The sequence below is a fragment of the Sphingobacterium sp. GW821-FHT03E03 genome, from assembly GCF_059420745.1.
Genome location: NZ_JBWKUH010000004.1, coordinates 36,472 through 61,580, shown reverse-complemented (window position 1 = coordinate 61,580; position 25,109 = coordinate 36,472). Strand labels below are relative to the sequence as shown.

Genomic DNA, 25,109 nt, shown 5'->3' with positions numbered 1-25,109 from the left:
AACAAAATCAACAAAACTGTAATTTAATTATAAAATACAAATGTCGAACCTAAGATTCAAAGCAGTAGAGGCAGCGGGCTCACGCCAGATTGCACAATTTGAAAAAGTTGAAACTAAAAAAGCAACTGACATCTACGGAAAGAACGTTTTTTCCGTAAACAAAATGAAAGACTACCTTCCTAAAAACTCATACAAGGAGTTAGTTGCATCCATAGAAGAGGGACAGATTATTTCAAGAGATTTAGCTGAGCACATTTCGCAAGCGATGAAAACTTGGGCCCTTAATCATGGCGTTTCCCACTACACACACTGGTTTCAACCTTTAACAGGTTCGACAGCTGAAAAACACGATGCATTTTTCGAGCCTGATGAAAATGGCGAAGCAATCGAAAAATTCACGGCAGATGCTTTAGTTCAACAAGAGCCAGATGCTTCATCTTTCCCTAATGGTGGTATCCGTAATACATTCGAAGCGAGAGGATATACGGCATGGGATCCATCTTCGCCAGCATTTATCTACGAAACTGGTGCAGGTAAAACACTTTGTATCCCTACTGTATTTGTTTCCTATACTGGTGAATCATTAGATTATAAAGCACCTTTATTAAAAGCAATCAATGCTGTTGATAAAGCAGCAACTGAAGTTGCACAATATTTTGATAAATCAATCACGAAAGTAAACGCTTCTCTTGGTATTGAGCAAGAGTATTTTTTAGTTGACCTTTCTTTATACAATGCACGTCCTGACCTTCAATTGACTGGACGTACTTTATTCGGTCACATGTCTGCTAAAGGCCAACAATTAGAAGACCATTATTTCGGTGCGATTCCAGAGCGTGTATTAGCGTATATGGTTGACTTAGAAAACGAAGCATTAAAATTAGGCATTCCATTAAAAACGCGTCACAATGAGGTGGCACCATCGCAGTTTGAGTGCGCGCCAATGTACGAAGAGATCAACTTGGCAATTGACCACAATCAATTGTTGATGAATGTGATGGAGCAAGTTGCTTTGAGACATAATTTCAAAGTATTGTTACATGAAAAACCATACTCTGGTGTAAACGGTTCTGGAAAACACAACAACTGGTCTTTGATTACCAATACTGGTGTTAATCTATTGTCTCCAGGCAAAACACCTAAAAATAACCTGATGTTCTTGACATTCTTTGTCAATACCATCAAAGCTGTATTTGAGAATGCAGATTTAATGCGTGCATCTATTGCAAGTGCAAGCAACGACCACCGTTTAGGTGCTAACGAAGCGCCACCAGCAATTATCTCGATCTTCTTAGGTTCTCAATTAGACGAATTATTGGAAGAAGTAGAATCAGCTCGTGTAGCCAAGAAAGTAAAAGCTGAAGCGAACTTGTGGCACGGTATCCCTAAAGTTCCAGAATTGAAATTGGATAACACGGACCGTAACCGTACTTCACCTTTCGCATTTACAGGTAATAAGTTCGAGTTCCGCGCTGTAGGTTCTTCTGCCAACTCTGCCCTTCCAATGACGGTATTAAATGCCATCGTTGCTGCACAATTAAATGAGTTCAAAATAGAAGTAGACAAACAGATCAAAAAAGGCACGAAGAAAGATCTTGCGATCTTAAATGTTGTCCGCAAATATATTAAAGATTCTAAAGCGATCCGTTTTGAAGGAAATGGATACAGCGAAGAGTGGGAAAAAGAAGCGGAAGCACGCGGTCTTTCAAACATCAAATCTACTCCTAAGGCATTGGATGTCTATGTAAAAGAAGAATCATTGGCTTTGTTTGAAGCAATGGGTATCTACACAAGACGTGAATCAGAAGCTCGCCATGAGATCTTGTTGGAAAATTTCTACAAGAAACTTCAAATCGAGGCTCGTGTTATCGAAGAGATGGTCAATAACCAAATTGCCCCTGCATGTTTCATCTATCAAAACGAATTGATCGAAAATGTAAAAGGCCTGAAAGACTTAGGTCTGGCTCAAGCAGCATTTAGCTCACAATTGAATTTCGTAGAACGTATCTCGACACATGTAAACACAATCTTGGAACAAGCAGAAGCTATGCGTCAAGAGCGTAAAAAAGCAAATCAGATCGAAGATATACGTGAGCGATCAATCGCTTATGATGAATCGGTAAAACCATATTTTGATGTGATCCGTTACCATGTAAACAAATTGGAAAAAATCGTTGACGATAAAAAATGGCCTCTTCCAAAATTGAGAGAGATCCTATTCTTAAGCTAATATTGCTTAATATATAAAAACAAGAAGAGCATTCCTGATGGAATGCTCTTCTTGTTTTTATATATCGCCAGTTGAGCTAAACAAATACCCGACCAAGCTGCTATTTTTTCAAACGGTTATCCTCATCATTATCTCCAGCCTGCTTATTCACCGACTTAATATTGACGTTTCCAAAACGGTAAGAAAGAGACAACCTCACCACTCTACTATCGTGTCCATTACGAATGCGATAATACCCATTTTCCTGCGAACTGGTTAATCTCCGTTGTCCTCTTGTATTCAATATATCATTCACCGCTAGCTTCACATTCAGTTTTTTATCAAGAAAAGTTTTCCCTGCTCCGAGATCGATTCCATAGTAAGATTTAAAACTAAAGACACCATAGACAGCCGGTGAGAAATAATTAGCGGTCAGCTCCACATTGGTTGTCTCACCGATACGGACATCATGATTGGAGCTCACCTGAAAAGATAACTTTTCCAGCTGACGCTGGGCACCTGAGCGCTCGTCAAAATTATATTTGCTATAAAATGCAGTCAAGTTGTTGGAAGTAGTCCACCATTTAAGCACTTTAACCGGTATATTGATATTCATATTATAATAATCGAAATAGGTCAGATTCCGGTCTGTCTGTGCGATGGCCTTGGTTTCAGAATTGCTCTCTATTACCTGCGTGATCGCATCATTGGTTCTCTTATAGCCAAGACTCAACAAATAACGTTCCTTAAAGGTGTAATTCAGCTCATAGGAGTTGGTATATTGTGGATTTAAATAGGGATTACCATATTGATAGGTATATTGATCTAGGTAGTAGATAAAAGGATTCAACGCACCATAATCCGGACGGTCTATTCTTCGGCTATAGCTTAGACCAAGTTTGTGATTATCATTGATCTGTTGTTGTATAAATACCGTTGGAAAGAAATCAGTATAATTACGTTCTGTCTGCTGTCCTAAGGTTACTGAATTGCCCAATGAGCTGGTATTTTCAACACGGAGTCCGGCTTGCACAGAAAACTTTCCAAAGGATTTATTCAGCGTAAAATATGCTGCTGCGATATCTTCGTTATACAAAAACTGATTGCTCTGCTTTTCGTTTCGCACAAATTCCCCTGCAGTATTTTGATCCTCATAGATCAAAATATTATCTGTTTTCACACGACTATATTTCAGACCCGCTTCGAGTTTTGTTGTTTTGTCAAAGGGATGAACAAAATCTGTTTTGAAAACTAAAATTTTGGTATTGGACAACATGTCATTTCGAAAAATCTTTGGCATTTTAAATTCCGTCCAATTTGGATCTAAGAAACGGTTTTTCACTGTGCTGTTATCGTTATTTTTGGAATAAGAATAATCTGCATTCGCTGTCAGTTCAGTTCCCAATGTATCGAATGTCTTTTTGTAATTGAGGTTGTAAGCCAAGTAGTGATAGGTGAAATCCGAAAAGTTGCTTCCCTGTACGACTGAATCCAATTTACCTTTTTCCGAAGCGATTAAATTATCTCCCTGTCGTGTAGAATTACCATTGCTCACATTACCGTTGACGACAAAGCCAAGCACTTCTTGTTTACCAAGGTTAAAATCCGCTGCGAATTTAAAGTTATGTCCGCGATAACGAAATTTCGAATAGGAATCCGAATTGAAATAGGTTGTCCCGATTGAATCCCTGACAGAACGATCGATCGTTAAATCATTAAAACCTAAACTATTCTGGTAATTATATGAAGCAAACAGATTTACCCAACTGTTGCGATGGTTGAGCAGAAAACCGCCATCACCTTTCGTGTATTTTCCCTGTCCCAGATTGAGGTTCAAGCTAACGTTACTGCCGAATTGTGTATTTTTTTTGGTTTTGATATTGATAATACCAGCGTTTCCGGCGGCGTCATATTTCGCCGGCGGATTGGTAAGGACTTCAATCGAAGCGATTGAATTTGACGCCGTATTCTCCAACAGTCTGGAAACTTCATCCGCAGAGAGGTAAGTAGGCTTTCCGTCGATCATAATAATTACATTACTTTTACCGCGCAGGTTAATTTTTTTATTATCCAAAGTCACACCGGGAACTTTTTGCAGGAGTTCCAATGCGTTGTTTCCGGTTGCCAGTACACTATTCTCTACATTGAGTACAATCTTGTCAATTTGACTTTCAATTAACGGCTTCCGACCAACGACCTGAGCCTCGCCCAAAACTCGTGTTTCCGCCTGTAGGCGAATGGTATCCAAAGACATAATGGCCCCCGACTTCAATGCGATTTCGGTAGAGCGATAGGTTGTATAACCTACTGCTGAAACTTGTATCATATATTTACCACTAGGTACCTCCACGAACTCAATTCCTCCATTCTCTTTCGACAATGTCCCTTTCAACGGAATATCCCCCGGACTCCGCAACAGTGAGATACTGGCCGCACCAAGCGGCCCATCATCCGGACCAACAACAACGGCGTGTAGCTTTCCCTCTCCAGATTGTGCAGAAACAGTTCCCCAAGCAAAGACGAGAATTATAATAATGGAAAATAGCAACGATTTATTTTTCTGTGGTTTCATCATGTAAATCTTTATATCATCAATTAGGGCAGCAATGCTCATTTTTATATATTGATGACAACAAACCTCGGATTTTCATTACACGCTAACCAGCAGAAATAGATAGACAACCAAAAACAGTCGGTAGAAAGCCAAATAACTTCGGTAAACCGCATTTCATCCATACAATGAGATGCCCTTACTGTAATAATTCAAAAATAGGCTGCTCTACCTATAAATATGACCAACCAGCACCCTCAATCAGTACAAGAAAGAAATAGAACGACACAGATCACTTGCTCCAAAATAAAAATTCAAAAAAACAACTATATTCAAAATAAATAAAATGTATATATAAAATATTAAGCATAATATTCGTATTTTTGCAACGAAAATTAGTAAACTGATTGATGGGCATCGTGTCATTAAAGAAAAGATTCAACCGTATTTATAGCCGAGTTATTCGATTTATCCAAGGCGAGCACAGTGGTGACGCTTTGCGAAATGTATCCATCAGTATTTTACCGAGTTTAGCAATCTATTTATTAGGAACTCCGGCGAGTACCGCCATAGGAATTGGTGTAGGCTCTTTGTTGACGACCTTGACTGACCCTCCCGGTAACCGCAAGGATAAACTATCCTCTGCATTGGTGTGCATTCCGACATTCTTTGTTGCCTCGTTTCTTACAGCTTACTTATTTCCTTTTCACTGGCCCTTGGTTATTCTCCTTGGTTTAGCCGGATTTACCTTTACCTTGTATGGCCTGTTCGGTCCGCGTTATGCTGCTATCGGCAATATGACTTTGATCTTAATGAGTTTTGTCATTGGCCTGGCACCAAAACATCCCTTGGCGATCGGCCTGCAAATCACAACAGGAGCAGCTATTTATTATTTATTCAGCTTGCTACAGGCTTATATAAGACCCTATCGTTCATTGAAGCATGCGATGGCAAATGGTTTTCAGGGTTTATCTAAATTCTTGCTGATCCGTGCCCAGTCCTATGACCCCAGCATTCCACTGGACATTACCTACAGTCGCGTGGGCAAAATTCACGGTCAGATCAGTGAGCAGCAGGAACAGATCCGTTCATTGTTGTTCCGCGAGAAAAAAATTATTGGTCATCAATGGCCCAAAAGTAATTATTGGCTTAGTCAGGTTTATGGCCTGATTGATCTACATGAACTCATCATCGCCCTCGATCATGACTATGATGCAATCCGCAAGAATCTTGCAGATACGGGTAGCCTTCCTGTGATCCGTCGTGCAATAAAATTGTTGGCCTTAGAAATTGATAGCTTCTCACAGCCACATATAAGATTCCGATATGCACAGCAATTGTATTACAATACAATTAAACTGAATGAGCTCTTGACCGAGCTTAAAAACATTCAGCAACAACAAGCTGGTCCAGCCGGCCCTATCCTAAGGTCGATTATCACCAATATGGAGTCTATTCTTGAGGTACTCCGTCGGATTCAGGTTGCTTTTTATCAGAATCAGGAAATTCAGGACAAAATAGATACAGCGGAATATCAACAATTTATCAATCGCCCCCTAGGCAGTCTGAGTGAAATCAAAAATAAACTTCACCTTAAAAATCCGTTATTTCGTTTTGCGCTACGTATGGCCCTACTTTTTGGTGTTGGCGCATTGATCGGCATTCTGTTCCTAGACTTCAAATATACGTATTGGATTTTGCTGACCATCGCTATCGTAGCGAGACCGGCATTTTCGATGACCAAAACACGCAACATCGAACGGATTGTAGGTACATTTTCAGGTATTTTGATCGGCATCTTCTGTCTAGCATTCTTCCAAAGTCTCCCCTTATTACTGAGCCTATCGGCAATCGGTCTTTTTGGCTTCTTTCTATTCAACCGATCCAATTATATGGTCAGTGTTATTTTTATTACATTGGGCGTTGTCATTGCGCTAAACCTATTTGAAGGCAATATCGATCTTATTTTGGGCAGTCGTATGGCTTTTACATTGATAGGTGCATTTCTGACCATCGCAGGATACTTCTTGATTCCAGTACGCCAAAGCTCAAGCTTGGTCCATTTAGCAAAGGAGGTTGCAAGCTACAACCAACATTACTTCCAGATTATCAACCAACGGCTATCAGACAATCTACAGAGCTCCTTTGACATCCGGTTAGCACGTAAAAAGGCGCAAACAGCGATGGCACTATTTTCAGACTCCATCAACCAAATGAAGAAAGAACCTGAGCACAAATGGATAGATTGGTCCCATATCCACCATTTTCAAGCACTCTCCTATCGCGTCAATTCGCATCTAGTCGGACTTTCCATTTCCATCAGTAAAAAGAATCCGGAAGTCCTGCACAAAGACATCTATGTCAGAATAGATGAGTTAAAATCGTTATTGACAGATTTGGATCAAATAGCGGAACATATCTCACCTAGTAAAAAATAAGGTGAAATTCCGTCCTTAAAAAGTAAATAACCACGTGATTTTCAACTCAGCCTATATTTCTGTAGGTTATTGGGAACATGTATTTACAAAATAGTTTTAATTAAAAAATTGTTTTTCTTTTGCATTAATAGAAAAGAAGTTTATATTTGCAGTGTCTTCAGATGAAGATTTCTAATCAACACCTTCCTTAATCAGCAGGTCTTGATTTATAAAGAAGTGGCGAGAGACTGGCTCTATGACCCACTGGCAACCTTCAATTTGGTTGAAAAGGTGCCAAATCCTGTCCAAAGCAATATCGTTTTGGAGCATATAAATGAAATAAGACAATGATTATTACATTACACAAAACCATCAACAATTTAGGTTCATTTCAGACGAACCAACTAATAGGTAAAGGAGCAACACATAGCATTGCCATGTCTATGCGAATGCGCATGCATATGCACCTCCCAACTTGTTAAGCATCATTCTCCTTTTTCCCGGATAACGATATTAATAGACCTTTTCAGCAGGTGTGTATGCTTCCTTTTTTTCCTTGTTAACATTTTTTTGAACCCTTAAAATCTGATATATTATGTCTTCCAACAAAAATCTAAAATTCGAAACGCTACAAGTTCACGCTGGCCAAGTGGCAGATCCAACCACTGGATCCAGAGCGGTACCTATATACCAAACATCTTCATTTGTATTTGAGAATGCTGAACATGGAGCCAATCTATTTGCGCTGAAACAATTTGGCAATATCTATACACGGATAATGAATCCTACGACGGATGTTTTTGAACAACGTATTGCAGCGTTGGAAGGTGGGGTTGCGGCTTTAGCTGTTGCTTCGGGTCAAGCGGCACAATTTATCGCCTTAAACAATATTCTTGAAAAGGGAGATAACTTTGTGGCAGGTTCTAATTTATACGGTGGTACATTTAACCAGTTTAAAGTTGCTTTCAAACGCTTGGGTATCGAAGCTCGTTTTGCGACCGATGCCGAAGCAGACAAAATTGAAGCTCTTATTGACGATAAAACAAAAGCTATCTATGTGGAGACCATCGGAAATCCTAGTTTCAACATTCCTGACTTTGAAAAAATTGCTGCTGTTGCTAAAAAATATGATTTACCTTTAATTGTTGATAATACGTTTGGTGCCGGAGGTTATCTGTTCAAACCATTGGAATATGGTGCACATGTCGTCGTTGAATCTGCAACAAAATGGATCGGCGGTCATGGCACAAGTATCGGTGGTGTCATCGTTGATGGCGGGAATTACAATTGGGGCAATGGAAAATACCCACAATTTTCCGAACCATCCGAGGGCTATCACGGCTTGGTATTCTCTGAAGTATTCGGTGAAAAAGGGCCTTTTGGCAATATTCAATTTGCTATCCGCGCCCGTGTTGAAGGTCTACGTGATTTTGGTCCGGCACTTTCTCCATTCAATTCATTCTTATTGTTACAAGGACTTGAAACACTGTCATTGCGCGTCCAACGCCATGTGGACAACACCTTAGAGGTTGCCAAATGGCTTGAAGCCCATCCACAGGTAGAGAAGGTAAATTATCCAGGATTAAAAAGTTCACCGAGTTTTGCCAATGCGCAAAAATATCTTAAAAACGGTTATGGTGCTGTCCTTTCCTTCCAGTTGAAGGGTGATGCTGCTCAAAAAGCTAATGCTTTTATCGACAGCCTAGAGCTCATCAGCCATTTGGCCAATGTAGGCGACACAAAATCATTGATCATCCATCCTGCTGCAACAACACACCAACAGTTAAGTGATGAAGATCAGGCAAATGCGGGTGTATTTCCGGGGTTATTGCGCCTTTCTGTAGGGATCGAACATATTGATGATATCAAAGCCGATCTACAACAAGCATTCGATAAGATCAAATAATCAGGTACATCCATTAATTTAAACGTAATGAGCAGGCATATTTATCAACATCCCGAGCCCTTTGTATTTGAAAACGGGAAGGAACTTGTCGATTTACAGATTAGCTACGAGGTATTTGGTGAACTCAATGCTGATCGCAGCAACGTAATCTGGGTCTGTCATGCCCTGACGGCAAATGCGAATGTATTGGACTGGTGGCCGGGCCTATTTGGTGCTAACGATCTATTTAATCCGAATGATTACTACATCGTATGTGCCAATGTAATAGGATCCGCCTACGGTAGTAGCAATCCCCTATCCATCAACCCGGCAACAGGTCAGCCTTATTACCTATCCTTTCCGGAGTTTACGGTAAAAGATCTGGTCAATGCACATCAATTGCTCGCAGCTCATTTGGATATCAATAAACTTGAGGTTCTAATTGGCGGCTCGCTAGGTGGCCAACAGGCCCTAGAATGGGCCGCTTCCAACAGGATCGCAATCAATCAACTCATTGTTGTCGGCACCAATGCGGTACATTCCCCCTGGGGAATCGCTTTTAATGAAAGCCAACGTTTAGCAATTACAGCAGACCGGACCTTCTATGCCAACCATCCCGATGGTGGTAAAAAAGGGCTTAAAGTTGCTCGCTCGATTGCGCTGTTATCCTATCGCAATTATATCACCTATGACCATACACAACGGGATGAGGATGACAGTATAGTGAATGAGTATAAAGCTGCCTCTTATCAAAATTATCAAGGCGAAAAACTTGTCAAACGCTATAATGCATATAGTTATTTCTACCTGACAAAGGCCATGGACAGTCACAATTTAGCCCGAGGAAGGACTTCTTTGGAGGCAGCATTGTCCGGGATCAGCTGTCCGACATTGGTATTAGCTGTCAATACCGATGTATTGTTCCCGCCAGCCGAACAGCGATTTATAGCGCAGCATATTCCAAATGCAACTTATCAGGAGATCGAATCAAGCTATGGCCATGATGGATTTTTGATAGAGACAAAAAAACTGACTGCTATTATCCATAATTTTTTAAAGAATAAGAAAGCGTATATCAACGAATTAGTCTAAGAGAAGTAAACAATTATATAAGAGAATTTAAGAAGAGATATGAGTAATAAATTAACGATAGGGATGTTTGGGTTTGGCGTGGTAGGCCAAGGTCTCTACGACATTATCAAAACCAAAAATCTGAATCTGGAAATCAAGAAATTTGTCATCAAAAATGCGGACAAAAAACGTACGTTACCAGCGGATCTGTTTTCAACAGATGCTGAGGCAATCCTGGCGGATCCAGAAATCAACACTGTTGTCGAACTGATCGATGATGCCGAAGCTGCATACAAACTGACTGTACGCGCATTGAAATCAGGCAAAAATGTGGTATCTGCAAATAAAAAGATGATTGCCAGTCACCTCGAAGAGTTGGTAGATATTCAACATGAATATGGTACCAGCCTACTTTATGAAGGCGCTGTCTGTGGAAGTATTCCTATTATCCGTAACTTGGAAGAATACTATGATAACGAGCTTTTGCATTCGGTCAGCGGTATATTCAACGGATCTTCCAACTACATTCTTTCGAAAGTCTTTAATGAAAACCAACAGTATGCAGATGCGCTAAAAAAAGCGCAGGAACTGGGTTTTGCTGAAACAGATCCTACTCTTGATGTTGGCGGATATGACCCTAAATTTAAAGTCTGTATCGTCGCTTCACATGCTTATGGTATCTATGTCAAACCAAATGATGTCTTCAACATCGGTATTGACAAATTGGGTCAACAGGATATTCGCTTTGCAAAGGAAAAGAACTTAAAAATCAAGTTGATCCCTACAGCCAAAGAGATCGACGGTAATAAGGTCGTGCTTTATGTACTTCCTCGTTTGGTAGGTAAAGAAAGCATGTTATACAATGTAGAAAATGAAAATAACGGTGTATTGGTCAAAGCTGCCTTTGCGGATGAGCAATTCTTCTATGGCAAAGGTGCGGGCGGTCACCCTACTGGCTCGGCAGTATTGTCGGATATTGCCGCATTACGCTACGGTTACCGTTATGAATATAAAAAGCATTTAGAATCCAGTGCCTTAAACTATAGCCAAGATTATCTGCTCAAGGTCTATTTAAGATACACTGACGATCAACTGATTGAAAAATTAAATTTCAGTGAGATCACAGAAAGATATTACGCAGCAGATTTCAAATATGTTATTGGCTATATTAATCTTCAACAAATTGCAGCTCACAAGGCGGATTTGGACCAAGAGGGCAATTTCATTGCTGAGATCGCGTAGGCAATCAACAAACCAACCTACCATTAAGGGGTGTTCCAAAGAATTTGGACACCCCTATTTTTTTGGAACACATTCCCGGCAGTCTCTTTTTTAATTATTCGATCCCGGGCAAGTTAGCTTTTACTTTTTGGGTACCTACTGCTATTAATTAGCAACTACATCTATGAACAAACCTTAGTTTGTACTAGTGTTGCTTTTTAAATGCACGGTCATTACCCCGCCTTTCACTAATTGTTCAAAAGGAAGCTGCCAACCTTTCCAAGGTTTATTATTCAATCGAATCTGACCAACATAAAAACTATCCGGATCCGTCTTTTTAACCTGAATTGTAAATTTGTTTTTTCGTAAAGTTTTGGGTAGTTGTATCGTAACTTTATCAAACAGAGGAGCTCCTATCTGAAAGGCAGGATTTTCAGATGTTAAGCTTCTCACATCGAATAAACCGATACCTGACAGTACGTACCAAGCGCCCAATTGGCCTTGATCTTCATCCTGTCCATAGCCATAACCGTGTATAGGATCGTTACCATAAAATTCGTTTGAAATAGCCCGTACCCATTTTTGACTGAGGTCAGGTCTTCCTGAGAAATAAAACAACCAGGAGATATGTAAGTTGGGCTGATTTCCATGGTTATACAAGCTTTCAATTCCTGCGAAGGCATCAATGTGGGTTCCTCCTCCAAAAACGTTCTTTTGTGATACTGTAAATATACTGTCCAAGCGTTGATTGAATAGATCCTTTCCCACGAGCTTAACCAATTCCTGCGGAACGTGTGGCACATAAAACGTATACTGCCAGGCATTTCCTTCCTGAAAACCACGCCAAGGTTGATAAGGATTAAAATTTGGAATAAATTTCCCTAAACTGTCTTTTGGTCGCATGAATTTAGTCGATGGATCGTATAATCCTTTCCAAGCAGTTGAAAGTTCATGAAGTTTTCTGTAGTCTGCATCACGGCCGAGTGATTTTGCATATTGCGCTGCTGCGGCTGCCGAAAATGCATATTCTAACGTATGAGAAGCGCCAAAAGGTGATCCAGTGGTCAATAATTCGGGACTCCCGGTATTGTCCTGAATATAGGGAGAATAACCTTTATCGACAAATACCCCCACATCGAGCTTACCAGCTCCCGGAATTCGCCCGCGCGATTCAAGTTCATTTTTTCGTACAGCTTCATAGGCGAAATTCGTGTCGTAATCCCGGATCCCAACGTTATAGGCCGCAGCAATCGCCAATCCTGTAAAGTTAGTCCCCACACCGGAGACATATTTACTATTGGCAATACCATCACCAAGCCAGCCCGCATCGCGGTAAACCAAGAGTTGGCTCTGTACCCAATCGTTGTAATAATCAGGATAAGCAATCGACCAGAGTTGTGTCAGATTCCAAAATGCCCCCCAGATCGCATCTGTATTATAGTGTTGATGTATAGGTTTTCCTTGCGCATTTAAAGCGATCTGGCCAACTGAACCATCATTTTTGGGATAAGCCCCATTGATATCACTGGCAAGTCCCCGTCCAAGCAGGGCATGGTATAGTCCTGTATAAAATTTTACGCGGTCTGCTTCTTTACCACCTTCCACCAATATCCTTCCCAGTTCGTTGTTCCAGGTCTTGAGCGCTTCCATCTTCGCCTGATCAAATGTCAGCTCCTTGGCCTCTTGCTGCAAGTTTAGTCGTGCATTATCTACAGAGGTATAGGACAAGCCCGTCTTGATTGTAATGGATTCATCGGATTCCGTATCAAACTGAAGAAATATCCCGGCACCCTTCCCTTGTATCGTTTTCTTTTCTTTAAAAATCACCGAATCTTTAAATGTACCATAGGATTTGGGCAACTTGTTGAGCTCGGCAAAGAAATACATCTTTACAGTGGCTCCCTGTTGGTATTTCTGCACATAGACCGGATTAGTGACCACATACCCCCATACAGACTGATGATCATAATTGACCTCAGCATCCACCACAGGACCGCTTTCTCCCATGACATGTCCAATATCAAATATAATATTAGCAGCATCTGTTTTTGGGAAGGTATAACGATGGAAGCCGACCCTTTTTGTAGCAGTCAGCTCCGCCAGGACTGCATAATCTTTCAATTTCACCCGATAATAGCCTGAGGTAGCAAATTCGTCTCTCTTGTCAAATGATGATCGGTAACCGCTTTGTGGCTGGTCCAGTTTACCTGGAACTGTTTTAAGCTGTCCTACCGAAGGTGCAAAGGTAATCCCGCCGACTTGAAACTCGTGAAAATTTGCGAAACCTTCGATCGAGTTGTGTCTATCATCATAGCCCACCGCCTCCCAACCGGACTTATTACCATAACTTCCATCAGTACTTGGTGCCAATTTTGCCATCCCAAAGGGGACTGCTGCTGGCGTGTAAAAAAAATATCTACTATGGACAGATCCAATATTCGGCTTTACCAATGTAGTTAAATCAATCTGCTGTTGTCCTTGCGCACAGTTCACACTGAAGAGTATGCAAAAAAAATAAAATATGAGCTGCTTTACCATTGTTATCAATTAGGTTCAAAAACAAATCTACGAAAAATAAACTATGTATAAACATGAAGGTAAAGTTTATTAAAAAAAGCAGATAACGGCTAGCACTAAAAAACACCATCAGATTGTAAAAATTTAAATACCGCACCAATTATATCCTATAAAAAGCTTAAAACAATGGTTATTTTTATATTTTTGCTTGTACATACATAATAATAAATAACCAAGAACTTTTAATTCAGAAAGTTCGATCTAAAATCAGTGATCATCACTCTTATTTAACAATATAATACGTAAAGGCTCTGAAATGCCTCAACAATTCAACCAATAACAATAGTTCTCATGAAAAGAAAACTGACATTTTTTAGTCTTACATTTATTTTATTCGGAAGCAGCCTGTCCGCTCAACAAAAAGCAGCATCAAAAGGGACAGAACTTAAGCTCGCACAAACCATTTTAGCAGATCAAAAGTTAAAATATGTTGACAGTTTGGCCCGACAGGTCATCAAAGAAGGTTTTAATGCTGGAAGTGGTTATTCACAGATCTGGGCACGGGATCTCAATACATTTATTGAAACTGCATTGGAGGAAAGGTCGCCTGCCGATGTCCGGGGTGCGATTCTCTTATTTTTCCAAATGCAACAGCCTAACGGCGAGATGGTAGATGGTTATGTGCTCAAGAAAGATTTTACCTGGCATGACGATACGCCTTATTATTCTAATAATGCACCCGATCATGTTGGATTTAAAAATACAGTCGAGACTGACCAGGAGAGTTCTTTAATTCAGTTACTGGGCAAATACGTACAAAAAACCAATGATTACAGTATCCTTGACGAATCCATCGGTGGACTTTCCGTCAAAGAACGTATACAACTCATGCTGGACTACCTTAAACGAGAGCGGTACAATACAAAATATAATCTACTATGGGGTGCAATGACAGCAGATTGGGGTGACGTACAGCCACATGACGATTTTGGCTGCGATTGGAACGAACTTTCAAATGAGGCCATTGACGTATACGACAATGCTATGCTCATCATTGCCCTACAGCTATTGATTGAAATACAACCCAATGCTGCGAAGACCGCTGACTGGAAGGACTTTAAAAAAGAGCTTGAAACAAACAGCAGACGCTATCTTTGGGATCAAAAAAGGCAGAAATTTATCCCCCATATCTATCCAAAGTCATCTCCCCTCCCTAAAGGTTTCGATGAAAATAAGATTCATTACCATGGCGGAACAGCAATTGCGATTGAAGCTGGCTTACTCAAACGGAGCGAAATAGCAACTGTCAATAAGCAGATGCTCGAAAATGTACGTCTCTCAGGGATGCCAAGTATTGGTCTTACGCTTTACCCGACCTATCCCGTTGGATTTTTTAAAGGCTGGATGGCTGAGCCTTATCACTATCAAAATGGTGGTGACTGGACCTGGTTTGGTGGAAGAATGATTCAGCAGCTTATCCAACACGGATTCTATCAGGAAGCCTACGATGAACTACAGCCAATGATTGATCGTGTGGTCAAGAATAAAGGTTTTTATGAATGGTATGGAAAAAATGACGTCCCAAGTGGATCCGGAAAATTCAAAGGTTCGGCTGGTGTATTGAGTAAAGCCATCGCGATGATCAATCAATGGGCATCGGAAACGGCTACTCAACAGCAATAATACTATACATGAAATGATCCAATAGCTTGCCGCTACTGGATCATTTTATGTTTTAATAATCTCTTCGGCTTTCAACCGTGTAGGTAAAGCTTTCTGCACGATAGAAACCCAGATTATATTCAATTGGCTTTCCAGATTGATCAAAAACAAATCGCTTCCGTGACAAAATAGGATCCCCAATATTAATTTCGAGTTTATCTGCGATAAATTTATTTGCTGCAATGGCATCAATTTCCTCTTGCGAAAGATCAGCCACCACATGATAGTCAGCTTCCAATATTTCATATAAAGGACGTTTAAAATCTTCGTCACCTGTCAAGCCGATACGTGGATGGAAATAAGATATGAAATAGACGAATGGATCATCTTTCTTGCCCCGCAGCCGCTCCAGTTTCAACAGCTTTTGATCCTCATCGACAGCAAAAAATTGTGTAACAGCTTTATCTGGTACCACCCAGCTCACGTGTAATTCGAAATTCTTCACCTCGATCCCGCGATTCTTCATCTCCTGCGAGAAGCTCAACCAATTTTTGGATTTCGAACTGAATTTCGAACTGGCAACTTTGGTGCCGATCCCTTTCTTTCTGATCAGTAGCTCTTCATATACCAGCTTATTAATCGCCAGACGCAAAGTGGAGCGGGAAATAGCCAAGCGTTTGGCTAGCTCTATTTCATTAGGCAACATCTTCCCCTCAATATATTCCGGCTGTTTTATCAACTCCCGCAATAGATTTTCTGCTTGTATATGCAGCGGAACTGGACTTTTGTGATCTATTTTTAAATTCATTACATAATATTACTTAGCTAAAATAAGATTTTTTGCATAATTAAAAAAATAGATATATGTTTGTATGTATATACATATAAAACTTATAAACCAGGTATGTCTAAGAATTTTATCATTATTTTATGCATCGTTTCACTGGGGGGACTGCTTTTCGGGTTCGATATGGCTGTTATAGCCGGAGCTTTACCGTTGGTCAAGCAGTTTTTCGGACTGTCACCAGCACAGGAAGGTGTTTTTGTTAGTTCAGCACTGATCGGATGCATTATAGGTGTATTTTTTACAGGATCTTTTACAGACAAATATGGTCGTAAACAAGCCTTCATTGTTGCGTCCTTACTTTTCTTATTATCTGCGATCGGCTGTGGATTCAGTCCCAACTATACTTTATTGATTCTCAGCAGAGGTATTGGTGGACTAGGCGTGGGCATCGCTTCTATCGTTGTGCCACTTTATCTTGCCGAAATATCACCCAGTAAATTCAGAGGTAGATCGGTTACCTGTTATCAGCTGGCAATCACCTTTGGTATCCTCATCGCTTATATTAGCAATTACTTTATTCTTCAATTGCATTCATTGCCGCAGACAGAACTTTGGCGGGGTATGTTTTTAGTTGGTGCAATCCCTGCTATCCTACTCTGCTTGGGCGTTTATTTTATTCCAGAAAGTCCCCGTTGGCTTGCAAAAAATGGGCGCAGCGAAGAGGTTGCTGTCATCAGTGCCAAACTTGGTCTGACAGACTTACATGATTCGCCAAGTCCAGCCAAAGGAAATATAAGAGATTTGTTTTCACCTATTTACCGCAGGGCTTTTCTCTTGGGCTTGTTCTTACCCTTGTTTTCTCAACTCAGTGGGATCAACGCGATCGTCTATTACGGACCTAGCATCCTCCTTGAATCGGGTATTTCTTTAGCTAATTCCTATCACGCGCAATTGTTTTTCGGCGCTGCAAATGTCTTATTTACCTGCTTTGCTATTTGGAAGGTAGATAATTGGGGAAGAAGACCTTTATATATTTTAGGTACATTGGGTGCAACCATCAGTTTGATCGCGACAGGCTATCTTTTCAGTCTGGAACAGACAAATAATGTCGCATTGATTGTTTCCATCCTCTCATTCTTGTTTTTCTTTGCTTTTTCTATCGGTCCATTGAAATTTGTGGTGGCAGCTGAAATTTTTCCCAATGCCATACGGGCCCGAGCAATGGGGATAAGCATTATGGTCATGTGGATTTCCGATGCTATCGTTGGACAGCTGACTCCGATTTTGCTGGCATCCTGGGGTGCTCATTATACCTTTTGGTTATTCGCTTTCTTCTGCGCAATAGCTTTTATCGTTGTATTGGGCTATCTACCTGAAACAAAAGGAAAACCTTTGGAAGATATTGAAAAATATTGGATTGAAAAATCTAAGAAAAATTCCAGCAATCAAAACGCATAATATCATCTTAAAAACATCATATCAATTAAGTCAATTTTTACATACGCAATAAATAACATCTTATGTATTCCAATACTCAAACGACATCTTTTCAATACGACATCTTACCGACATTTCCAGTTCAGGGCAAATTGTCAAACTCATATTATGAGTTGGTCGATCACCTGATCGAACATAATATACACTGCATAGATGGATTTGTCGGCGTAAATTGGGAAATACCAGTGGCACAGATTGAGCAGGAATTTGTTAAACGGGGATTAAAGGTAAGGTTTGTTTCTATGGAAACAGCATTCCTGCCCGAATCAAGCATTCAGGAGAAGGTTGCCCCCTATCTGGGTGGCGATGATCCATTATTCGGAAAAAAAGCGTCCCTTCAACTGGCAGCATACTTTGATGGCGTAAAGTTGGCCGCTTTTGAGGAAATCCTGAATAATGCAGCTGCCAATGAATACATCTTTTTTTACGGTCCGGGAGCAGCACTTTTGGATAACTCCGGTAAAGTAATGTACATCGATCTGCCCAAAAATGTACTTATCCAACGGATGCGTGCCGGACAGGCCTGGAATTTGGCTTGTGCTAAGCAAACGAATCAAAAAGAACTTTACAAACGTTACTATTTTGTCGACTGGGAGCTCCTCAACCGACACAAACGAACGATATTATCCCGGGTGGAGATCCTGGCCGATCAGCTATCCCTGGGAAATCTACCCTGGATTTCAGGAAACGATTTAAAAGAAACCTTACATGCCATGTCCGAAAACTATTTTCGGGTAAGACCAACATTTGAGCCCGGAGTCTGGGGCGGACAATGGATGAAGGAACATTTAACGGGTATCGATCAACAGGCAAAAAACTATGCTTGGTCTTTTGAGATGATCGTCCCCGAAAATGGTATATTACTTGAAAGCAATGGACAGGTGCTCGAAATTTCATTTGACCAACTGATGTTTCAGGAGAGTTCAAATATATTGGGCACTGCACAGCCACGTTTTGATGTTGAGTTCCCAATCCGGTTCAACTTTCTTGACACTTTTGATGGCGGCAATCTTTCGATTCAGTGCCACCCCAGTCCAAGTTATGCCAAAACTGAGTTTGGAGAAAATTTCACACAGGACGAATCCTATTACATCGTTGACAGAAAAGGAGATGCTCAGGTTTATCTGGGATTCCAAGAAGATATTGATGCCGACCAATTCCGTACTGTGCTTGAACAGAGCTTCCATACGGGTGAGCCCATTGCGATTGACAAGTACGTCCAAAAATTTGACTCACAAAAGCATCAGTTGTATCTGATTCCACATGGTACTGTACATTCTTCAGGTACAAATAACCTCGTGCTAGAAATCAGTGCCACCCCTTATAACTACACCTTTAAGATGTACGACTGGGTACGTCCAGACTTAGATGGTAAACCACGTCCATTGAATATTGACAGAGCTTTCTCCAATCTCAACTTTAACCGGAAAGGTGATGTTGTAAAAAACACGCTCTTGTCACAGCCTCAGATTGATGTGCTCGATACACAGTCGATAAAAGTACATTTACCGACACATGAAGATCATTTCTATGATGTTTTCAGCTACGAATTTGAAGATGAAGTGCACATTGAAACAAAGGGGCAATGCCATATTATGATGCTCGTTGAGGGGGAAGCCGTAGAACTGACGACTGCCAATGGGATGAAAAAAATCTTCCATTATGCGGAGACATTTGCTGTTCCCGCCGCTGCGAAATCTTATTCACTCCGTAATCTGGGAGCTAGCCAAGCGAAGGTCATACAGTCTTTTGTCAAAGACTCTAAATGTTAATTTAAGTATACTAACGATAAAAAACAGCATCATGAGAAATTTATATTTCGCGCTATCTACTTCATTGTTAATCTTATCCTGCAATGGCGGAGGAAATAAATCTACAGGTAGCAACACACAGCAGAGCACTCCACAGGATAGTAGTTTCCAGCTCGTTAAAGATATGGCGACCAATGTTATCAAAGCTGGCTTCAATGCCGGGGACGGCTATAGTGAGGTGTGGATCAGAGATTATAATACCTTTATTACGTTGGCGACCAAAGTACATCCCCATGCCCAGATCAAAGATCAGTTGGGTATATTTTTCAAATTACAGGGTGCCGATGGCAATATCGCTGATGGTTTTGTCAAAAAATCCAGCCTAAAGAATGGCGTTTCCGACTATTATACAATCACCAATCCCTTGGCACCGGAATATGCTGGGCATAAAAACACGGTTGAAACCGATCAGGAAACATCCCTGATCCAGGCGGTACACAAATATATCATAGCAACTAAGGACAGTTCCTTTCTGGCACAGAAAATCGGCGAAACGAGTGTAAAAGATCGTATGGAACAGGCTTTGCAATTCCTAATGGATAAACGCTACAATAGCACCTACGGATTATTATGGGGGGCCACAACGGTTGATTGGGGTGATGTTCAACCCGAACATGATTGGGGAGTACATTTAGATGAAAGTTCACATATTGCACTGGACATATACGATAACGCTATGTTTTTAATTGCACTGGACAATTACATTGACCTTTTTCCTGAAAAAAAGGAAAAATGGGGTAAGGTTCGGGAGATGATCGCAAACAATACGATGAAACATCTTTGGGATGATAAAAATGAAAAATTCATTCCGCATATTTATATTAAAGGTTCGCCATTTCCGAAGGATTTTGATGAAAACCAGATCTATTACCATGGTGGAACTGCGATTGCTATTGAAGCAAACCTGCTCAGCAAAGAGCAGATCAAAACGTCTTTGGACAAGATGATCAAAAATGTAAAGGATGCAGGTGCTGCCACCATTGGTCTAACGGTATACCCGACCTATCCGGCAGGTTTCTTCAAAAACAAAGGCATGTATCCCTATGGTTACCAAAATGGTGGAGACTGGACCTGGTTTGGGGGAAGAATGATCCAACAATTAGTTAAAAATGGTTTCCAACAGGAAGCCTACGAGCAGATCAAGCCCATGTTGGCTCGTGTTATTAAAAATAAAGGTTTCTACGAATGGTATACCAAAGACAATAAACCTGAAGGCTCAGGAACTTTCAGAGGCGAGGCTGGTGTACTTTACGATGCGATCAGCCTATTGGAAAATGCCGGGAAATAACCCACAGTATTTATACACGACAAATAAAAAAGGGTGTCCGAAAAGATCGGACACCCTTTTTCTTTATTCAATTTTTGTTCACATTCCCTACAGCTTCTTTCCAAATATTCTATAAGCGCAATCATCCTCCAATCGCATCTTTCCAATATCCAAAAGTCAGGTTTCCAATATCCTATAAGTATTGACTGAGTATTGCTTCAGTATAGCCTGAGTATCTATTCAGTTGTATTATCGTCAATGGATAAAACTACTTGCGCTGTACTTTATCATTGCTAGAACCTGACTGTATCCGTAGCGATAAATGGCAATCGGTAATTACCTGTGTCGATACGAACCTTACCATGTAATGCTTTTAAGGCCGTACTGTCCTGGCTTCCCGTTTGGTAGATATATACATTTTTCAGATTAGGAATATCCTTCAAATTTGACAAACCCTTTGCGGTTACTTTTGTTCCCACCAGATTGAGATAGATCAACTTTTGCAGTCCTTTCAATTGTGACAAACCTCCATCGGACACTTTTGTATTCTCGAGATGCAAACGCGAGATGACAGGCATGGATTTTATTGTAGAAAAAGCCTGATCGGTAATTGCGGTATGCCCTAGTTTCAGCTGAACGATATTCTCTTTAATGGCCAATAGATCTTGTAGATCCTTATCATTAAACTGTGGATAGTTGATGGCATTGACCAGCACGAGATTATTTTCTTTAGCCACAGGAATAATTTTAATACCTTTTGCCTGCCAGGCATCGACTTTATCCTTTGGTAAATCGGGTGCTTTGGGAAAATCTGCATACAATACCGGGGAAGCTTCCTGCTCCCCTGTTTCTAACTTTTTCAATATTGCTGCTATTTCTTTGGTCTGTGTGAGTTGGTTCACTTTTTTATCGAAGTTCGCTCCTTGTTCAATCCACCAGGCGATCAATTTGATCTGATCAGGACTGATTGGTGTGCGCCCTTTTGGTGGCATTCTTTTTTTGTGCCCTTCCGGTAAGATCAATCGTGCATACAGCTCACTTTCTTTGGACTTGTTATCGACCAGTACTTTACCATTCTCTCCTCCTTTTAGCAGGCTTTCCTTAGTATGTAAGGCCAATCCTCCCTCCTGTTTACGATCACCATGACAGCTTTGACAACGCTGCTTGAGTATGGGCTGAATAATACCATCATACACGGCAGCCTCTTGTACATTCTCAACGATTAATACCTCTTCGCTGCTCTCCTTCACTCCAAAAGTCTTTTTCATTGCTTGCGGCATCGCTTCAATAAAGTAACCCTTGCCATGTGTCAGGGTGCCACCGTAGTGTCCTGTAATTCCCAGCAATACGACCAGGATCAAAAATAACCAAAAGCGGAACCTAATGATCTTTTTTGACCATTGCAACGTTTCACTTTTTTCACGATAGAGCACATAGAGTAATATGCTGCACCCCGCCACCACAATGCCCAACCATTGGTGGTAATTGAGCACCTGTATTTCATAACCACCATTGCGTGATAGCAGAAATCCTGAGAACGCCGCAAATACAGCTGCTATACTACCTAATAACAAGGATAACCTAATCGCAGGCCGGTATGGATTTTCCTTCTTGAATAGCTCCAAAAATGCCATCACAAATGCGATCAATAAAATTCCGATGGGTAAATGCACTAAGATGGGATGAAACCGTCCCAAAAAGGCCATCAATTCTTCAAGGAAAACCATCATTCTTTATACCTGTCTTTGAGTAAGTTCAACATATATACATTTACCGACCATTGGTCAGCTACGGGTTGCTGCGTAAAAGGTAGTGTTGGCAGATAGCCCGCCGGACCAAACTCTGTGGTGATGGTCAACACCTTAGCTCCATTTTGCTTATGCTTCTTAACGATCTCATCCCACCAGGCCAAATGTTGATCTACAGTATTTTTCCATTCTGGTGCCGCAGGATCATTGACCTGTGGTCCTTCAGGGTGTCCGATCCGAGCATGGATATGTTCTGTCCGGGCAAGCGCCAAAGCTACCGCTTCTTGCTGGTCACCGAGCAGGGACTCATGTACATTGCACCAATGTGAAATATCCAAAGCAAGCCTTAAGGAAGGAATCTTTGCTAAGTAATCTTTGGTCAGGTGCGCCGCAAAGCTAAATCTACCACGATGCGTTTCATGGTATACCGGAACATGCTGTTTTTCCACGACGACCTGGCCAATATCAATCAATTGTTTATTTTGTTCAAAGGAATAATACTCCTTACCTGTATGGCAGTTGATATAATCAGGTTTCATACCTGCAGCTTCTTCCAGATTACGTTTAAAGCTTTCACGATACTGTTCGAAGGAAGCTCCAGAACCACCGGAAAGCAAACCTAAGCTCAGACCGTATTTTTGTAGGGCATCGATCATTTCCTTCCGTTCTTTCAGATCTCCGGGTAGCCAGGCTTCGACACCTTGATAACCTGCTTTCTTAACACGTTCACAGAATCGATCCCAGGAATCGGTATTTCCCCAATTGGTACAATAATATTTGATATGTAGTTTCTCTTGCTTCTGAGCTAAAAGTGTAAAAAAATTGGCCATCAGAAGTATTAGTAATAGGAATCGTTTCATTATTTAAATAATCGCTTGTATAAGTTCGCCTTCCACATCCGTCAAACGGAATGGTCGGCCCTGAAATTCATAAGTAAATTTTTCGTGGTCAAAGCCAAGGAGATGGAGCATGGTTGCGTGGACATCGTGTACGGAAGCCCTTCCTTCAACACCCGCAAAACCGATATCGTCAGTTTGTCCATAACTGATGCCATTGCGCACTCCGCCGCCCGCCATCCAAATGGTATAGGCATCGGTATGATGGTCTCTACCCAGAAATGGCATATCACTATTATCCCGGTTCTCCTGCATCGGCGTGCGTCCAAACTCGCCTCCCCAGACCACCAATGTATCTTCGAGTAGACCACGTTGCTTCAGATCCAAAATCAATGCCGTCATCGGACGATCAATCTCCCGACATTTATTTCTAAACCCAAGATCTATCGAGTCCGATGCATTGGTACCATGGCTATCCCAGCCCCAATCAAATAACTGTACAAAACGTACCCCCTGCTCAACGAGCTTGCGGGCCAATAGACAATTATTTGCAAAAGACTCCTTTCCGGGTTCGGTACCATATAACTCATGGATATAAGCTGGTTCATTATTGATATTCATCACCTCAGGTACTGCAACCTGCATTTTATAGGCCATTTCATATTGCGCAATCCGGGACAGTGTCTCTGGATCTTTAAATGTGTCATACTCTGTTTTATTCACATTATTGATCGCATCAATAAGATTTCGCTTCATGTCCCGATCCATGCCCTCGGGGTCAGCAATATACAGAACGGGATCTCCCTTTGAACGACATTGAACTCCTTGATAAACCGACGGTAGAAAGCCACTTCCCCAGACGCTCTTTCCCGCATCCGGTGTTTTACCACCAGAAGTTAACACCACAAACCCTGGTAAATTGCTGTTTTCAGAACCTAGACCATAGGTCACCCATGAACCGATACTCGGACGTCCCAGACGGGCACTCCCGGTATGCATAAACAGCTGTGCCGGTCCATGATTAAACTGATCGGTATGAACAGCTTTCAAAAAACTAACATCATCAACTACCTTACTGAAATGTGGTAAATGATCGGATACCCAAGCGCCACTTTGACCATATTGCTTGAAGGTAGCCTGTGGTCCCAGCATTTTAGGTACCCCTCGAATAAAGGCGAACTTCTTACCTGCCAAAAGCGATTGTGGACAGGGTTGATTATGCAGTTTCTGCAATGCAGGCTTATAATCAAATAGTTCAAGCTGTGAAGGGGCTCCCGCCATATGTAGATAGATGACACTTTTGGCCTTGCCAGGGAAATGTGGCGATTTAGGGATCAATGGATTTAGGGCATTGAGATCCAGACTCCCTTTAGATTTAGATGAATCCCATCCGCCGCAACCAGCCAATAGGCCTCCAAGTGCAATTCCACCGATACCAGCAACGCAATCTTTCAGGAAATGTCTTCTTGTCACAGCCTTCAATTCAGATTGCTGTGCCTCTTCAATTAGTTTATTCAGATCTTTCATTCAAGTAAATCTTTTGTAACAGCATCATTCTATCAAGAACCTGCTATTATCTTAGTTTATCTATTATTTTAAGCTTCCGTCAATCGTACTCACTCACTCACTC

The 25,109-nt window shown here is 41.1% G+C and carries 15 protein-coding genes and 1 riboswitch; of the genes, 9 read left to right on the top strand and 6 right to left on the bottom strand.

The window, feature by feature from the left end; translation table 11 throughout:
* The first annotated feature begins 40 nt into the window (after nucleotides 1–40).
* A complete protein-coding gene (locus AC07UV_RS06705) occupies nucleotides 41–2,230 on the top strand; it encodes a glutamine synthetase III family protein (RefSeq protein ID WP_120258147.1) in 2,190 nt (729 codons plus the stop codon).
* A 100-nt stretch (nucleotides 2,231–2,330) separates the two neighbouring features.
* Here the strand turns inward: AC07UV_RS06705 and AC07UV_RS06700 are convergent, their stop codons facing one another.
* Nucleotides 2,331–4,823, bottom strand: a complete 2,493-nt coding sequence (locus AC07UV_RS06700; RefSeq protein WP_495183124.1) for a TonB-dependent receptor domain-containing protein — start codon at nucleotides 4,821–4,823, stop codon at nucleotides 2,331–2,333.
* Nucleotides 4,824–5,179: 356 nt separating this feature from the next.
* On the opposite strand from AC07UV_RS06700, the gene AC07UV_RS06695 reads away from it, so the two are divergent.
* The 4 genes from AC07UV_RS06695 (at nucleotide 5,180) to AC07UV_RS06680 (ending at nucleotide 11,375) form a co-directional block, all read left to right on the top strand.
* Nucleotides 5,180–7,198 carry an FUSC family protein gene (locus AC07UV_RS06695; protein WP_495183123.1) on the top strand — a complete coding sequence of 673 codons (2,019 nt, stop codon included), beginning with the start codon at nucleotides 5,180–5,182 and terminating at the stop codon, nucleotides 7,196–7,198.
* A gap of 203 nt (nucleotides 7,199–7,401) precedes the next feature.
* Nucleotides 7,402–7,514, top strand: a riboswitch (SAM riboswitch).
* A 258-nt stretch (nucleotides 7,515–7,772) separates the two neighbouring features.
* A complete protein-coding gene (locus AC07UV_RS06690; protein WP_495183122.1) occupies nucleotides 7,773–9,083 on the top strand; it encodes an O-acetylhomoserine aminocarboxypropyltransferase/cysteine synthase family protein in 1,311 nt (436 codons plus the stop codon).
* A gap of 27 nt (nucleotides 9,084–9,110) precedes the next feature.
* Nucleotides 9,111–10,154, top strand: coding sequence for a homoserine O-acetyltransferase family protein (locus AC07UV_RS06685; protein WP_495183121.1), 1,044 nt, complete (start codon nucleotides 9,111–9,113; stop codon nucleotides 10,152–10,154).
* 39 nt (nucleotides 10,155–10,193) lie between these two features.
* Complete coding sequence (locus tag AC07UV_RS06680) at nucleotides 10,194–11,375, top strand: homoserine dehydrogenase (protein ID WP_282255176.1); 1,182 nt, start codon at nucleotides 10,194–10,196, stop codon at nucleotides 11,373–11,375.
* A gap of 174 nt (nucleotides 11,376–11,549) precedes the next feature.
* Here AC07UV_RS06680 and AC07UV_RS06675 read toward each other — a convergent pair whose 3' ends face one another.
* Nucleotides 11,550–13,847, bottom strand: coding sequence for a GH92 family glycosyl hydrolase (locus tag AC07UV_RS06675; RefSeq protein ID WP_495183120.1), 2,298 nt, complete (start codon nucleotides 13,845–13,847; stop codon nucleotides 11,550–11,552).
* A gap of 375 nt (nucleotides 13,848–14,222) precedes the next feature.
* Between AC07UV_RS06675 and AC07UV_RS06670 the strand changes: the two genes are divergently transcribed.
* Nucleotides 14,223–15,554: a glucosidase family protein gene (locus tag AC07UV_RS06670; RefSeq protein WP_495183119.1), complete on the top strand. Its 1,332-nt coding sequence runs from the start codon at nucleotides 14,223–14,225 to the stop codon at nucleotides 15,552–15,554.
* A gap of 52 nt (nucleotides 15,555–15,606) precedes the next feature.
* Here the strand turns inward: AC07UV_RS06670 and AC07UV_RS06665 are convergent, their stop codons facing one another.
* A complete protein-coding gene (locus AC07UV_RS06665) occupies nucleotides 15,607–16,341 on the bottom strand; it encodes a GntR family transcriptional regulator (protein WP_223579421.1) in 735 nt (244 codons plus the stop codon).
* A 96-nt stretch (nucleotides 16,342–16,437) separates the two neighbouring features.
* Between AC07UV_RS06665 and AC07UV_RS06660 the strand changes: the two genes are divergently transcribed.
* From AC07UV_RS06660 to AC07UV_RS06650, 3 genes are all read left to right on the top strand, one after another.
* Nucleotides 16,438–17,778 (top strand): sugar porter family MFS transporter, encoded by a 1,341-nt coding sequence (locus tag AC07UV_RS06660; protein ID WP_282255181.1) that lies wholly within the window; start codon nucleotides 16,438–16,440, stop codon nucleotides 17,776–17,778.
* Nucleotides 17,779–17,840: 62 nt separating this feature from the next.
* Nucleotides 17,841–19,589: a class I mannose-6-phosphate isomerase gene (locus tag AC07UV_RS06655; RefSeq protein ID WP_495183118.1), complete on the top strand. Its 1,749-nt coding sequence runs from the start codon at nucleotides 17,841–17,843 to the stop codon at nucleotides 19,587–19,589.
* 31 nt (nucleotides 19,590–19,620) lie between these two features.
* Nucleotides 19,621–20,916, top strand: coding sequence for an amylo-alpha-1,6-glucosidase (locus tag AC07UV_RS06650; protein ID WP_495183117.1), 1,296 nt, complete (start codon nucleotides 19,621–19,623; stop codon nucleotides 20,914–20,916).
* Between the two features lie 272 nt (nucleotides 20,917–21,188).
* Here AC07UV_RS06650 and AC07UV_RS06645 read toward each other — a convergent pair whose 3' ends face one another.
* The 3 genes from AC07UV_RS06645 to AC07UV_RS06635 are packed head-to-tail and all read right to left on the bottom strand — an operon-like array spanning nucleotide 21,189 to nucleotide 25,006.
* Nucleotides 21,189–22,625 (bottom strand): c-type cytochrome domain-containing protein, encoded by a 1,437-nt coding sequence (locus AC07UV_RS06645; protein WP_495183116.1) that lies wholly within the window; start codon nucleotides 22,623–22,625, stop codon nucleotides 21,189–21,191.
* The gene (locus tag AC07UV_RS06640; RefSeq protein ID WP_495183115.1) at nucleotides 22,622–23,503 is read right to left on the bottom strand and encodes a sugar phosphate isomerase/epimerase family protein; all 882 of its coding nucleotides are present in this window, start codon (nucleotides 23,501–23,503) and stop codon (nucleotides 22,622–22,624) included. The genes AC07UV_RS06645 and AC07UV_RS06640 overlap by 4 nt, the downstream gene beginning before the upstream one ends.
* A 3-nt stretch (nucleotides 23,504–23,506) precedes the next feature.
* Nucleotides 23,507–25,006: a DUF1501 domain-containing protein gene (locus AC07UV_RS06635; protein ID WP_282255186.1), complete on the bottom strand. Its 1,500-nt coding sequence runs from the start codon at nucleotides 25,004–25,006 to the stop codon at nucleotides 23,507–23,509.
* Nucleotides 25,007–25,109 lie beyond the last annotated feature (103 nt).

Bases quoted from the DNA above. Each gene is read 5' to 3' on its own strand.
- AC07UV_RS06680 (WP_282255176.1), top strand. From the start codon at position 10,194: ATGAGTAATAAATTAACGATAGGGATGTTTGGGTTTGGCGTGGTAGGC.
- AC07UV_RS06670 (WP_495183119.1), top strand. From the start codon at position 14,223: ATGAAAAGAAAACTGACATTTTTTAGTCTTACATTTATTTTATTCGGA.
- AC07UV_RS06665 (WP_223579421.1), bottom strand. From the start codon at position 16,341: ATGAATTTAAAAATAGATCACAAAAGTCCAGTTCCGCTGCATATACAA.
- AC07UV_RS06690 (WP_495183122.1), top strand. From the start codon at position 7,773: ATGTCTTCCAACAAAAATCTAAAATTCGAAACGCTACAAGTTCACGCT.
- AC07UV_RS06685 (WP_495183121.1), top strand. From the start codon at position 9,111: ATGAGCAGGCATATTTATCAACATCCCGAGCCCTTTGTATTTGAAAAC.
- AC07UV_RS06660 (WP_282255181.1), top strand. From the start codon at position 16,438: ATGTCTAAGAATTTTATCATTATTTTATGCATCGTTTCACTGGGGGGA.
- AC07UV_RS06655 (WP_495183118.1), top strand. From the start codon at position 17,841: ATGTATTCCAATACTCAAACGACATCTTTTCAATACGACATCTTACCG.
- AC07UV_RS06640 (WP_495183115.1), bottom strand. From the start codon at position 23,503: ATGAAACGATTCCTATTACTAATACTTCTGATGGCCAATTTTTTTACA.
- AC07UV_RS06635 (WP_282255186.1), bottom strand. From the start codon at position 25,006: ATGAAAGATCTGAATAAACTAATTGAAGAGGCACAGCAATCTGAATTG.
- AC07UV_RS06705 (WP_120258147.1), top strand. From the start codon at position 41: ATGTCGAACCTAAGATTCAAAGCAGTAGAGGCAGCGGGCTCACGCCAG.
- AC07UV_RS06645 (WP_495183116.1), bottom strand. From the start codon at position 22,625: ATGATGGTTTTCCTTGAAGAATTGATGGCCTTTTTGGGACGGTTTCAT.
- AC07UV_RS06700 (WP_495183124.1), bottom strand. From the start codon at position 4,823: ATGAGCATTGCTGCCCTAATTGATGATATAAAGATTTACATGATGAAA.
- AC07UV_RS06650 (WP_495183117.1), top strand. From the start codon at position 19,621: ATGAGAAATTTATATTTCGCGCTATCTACTTCATTGTTAATCTTATCC.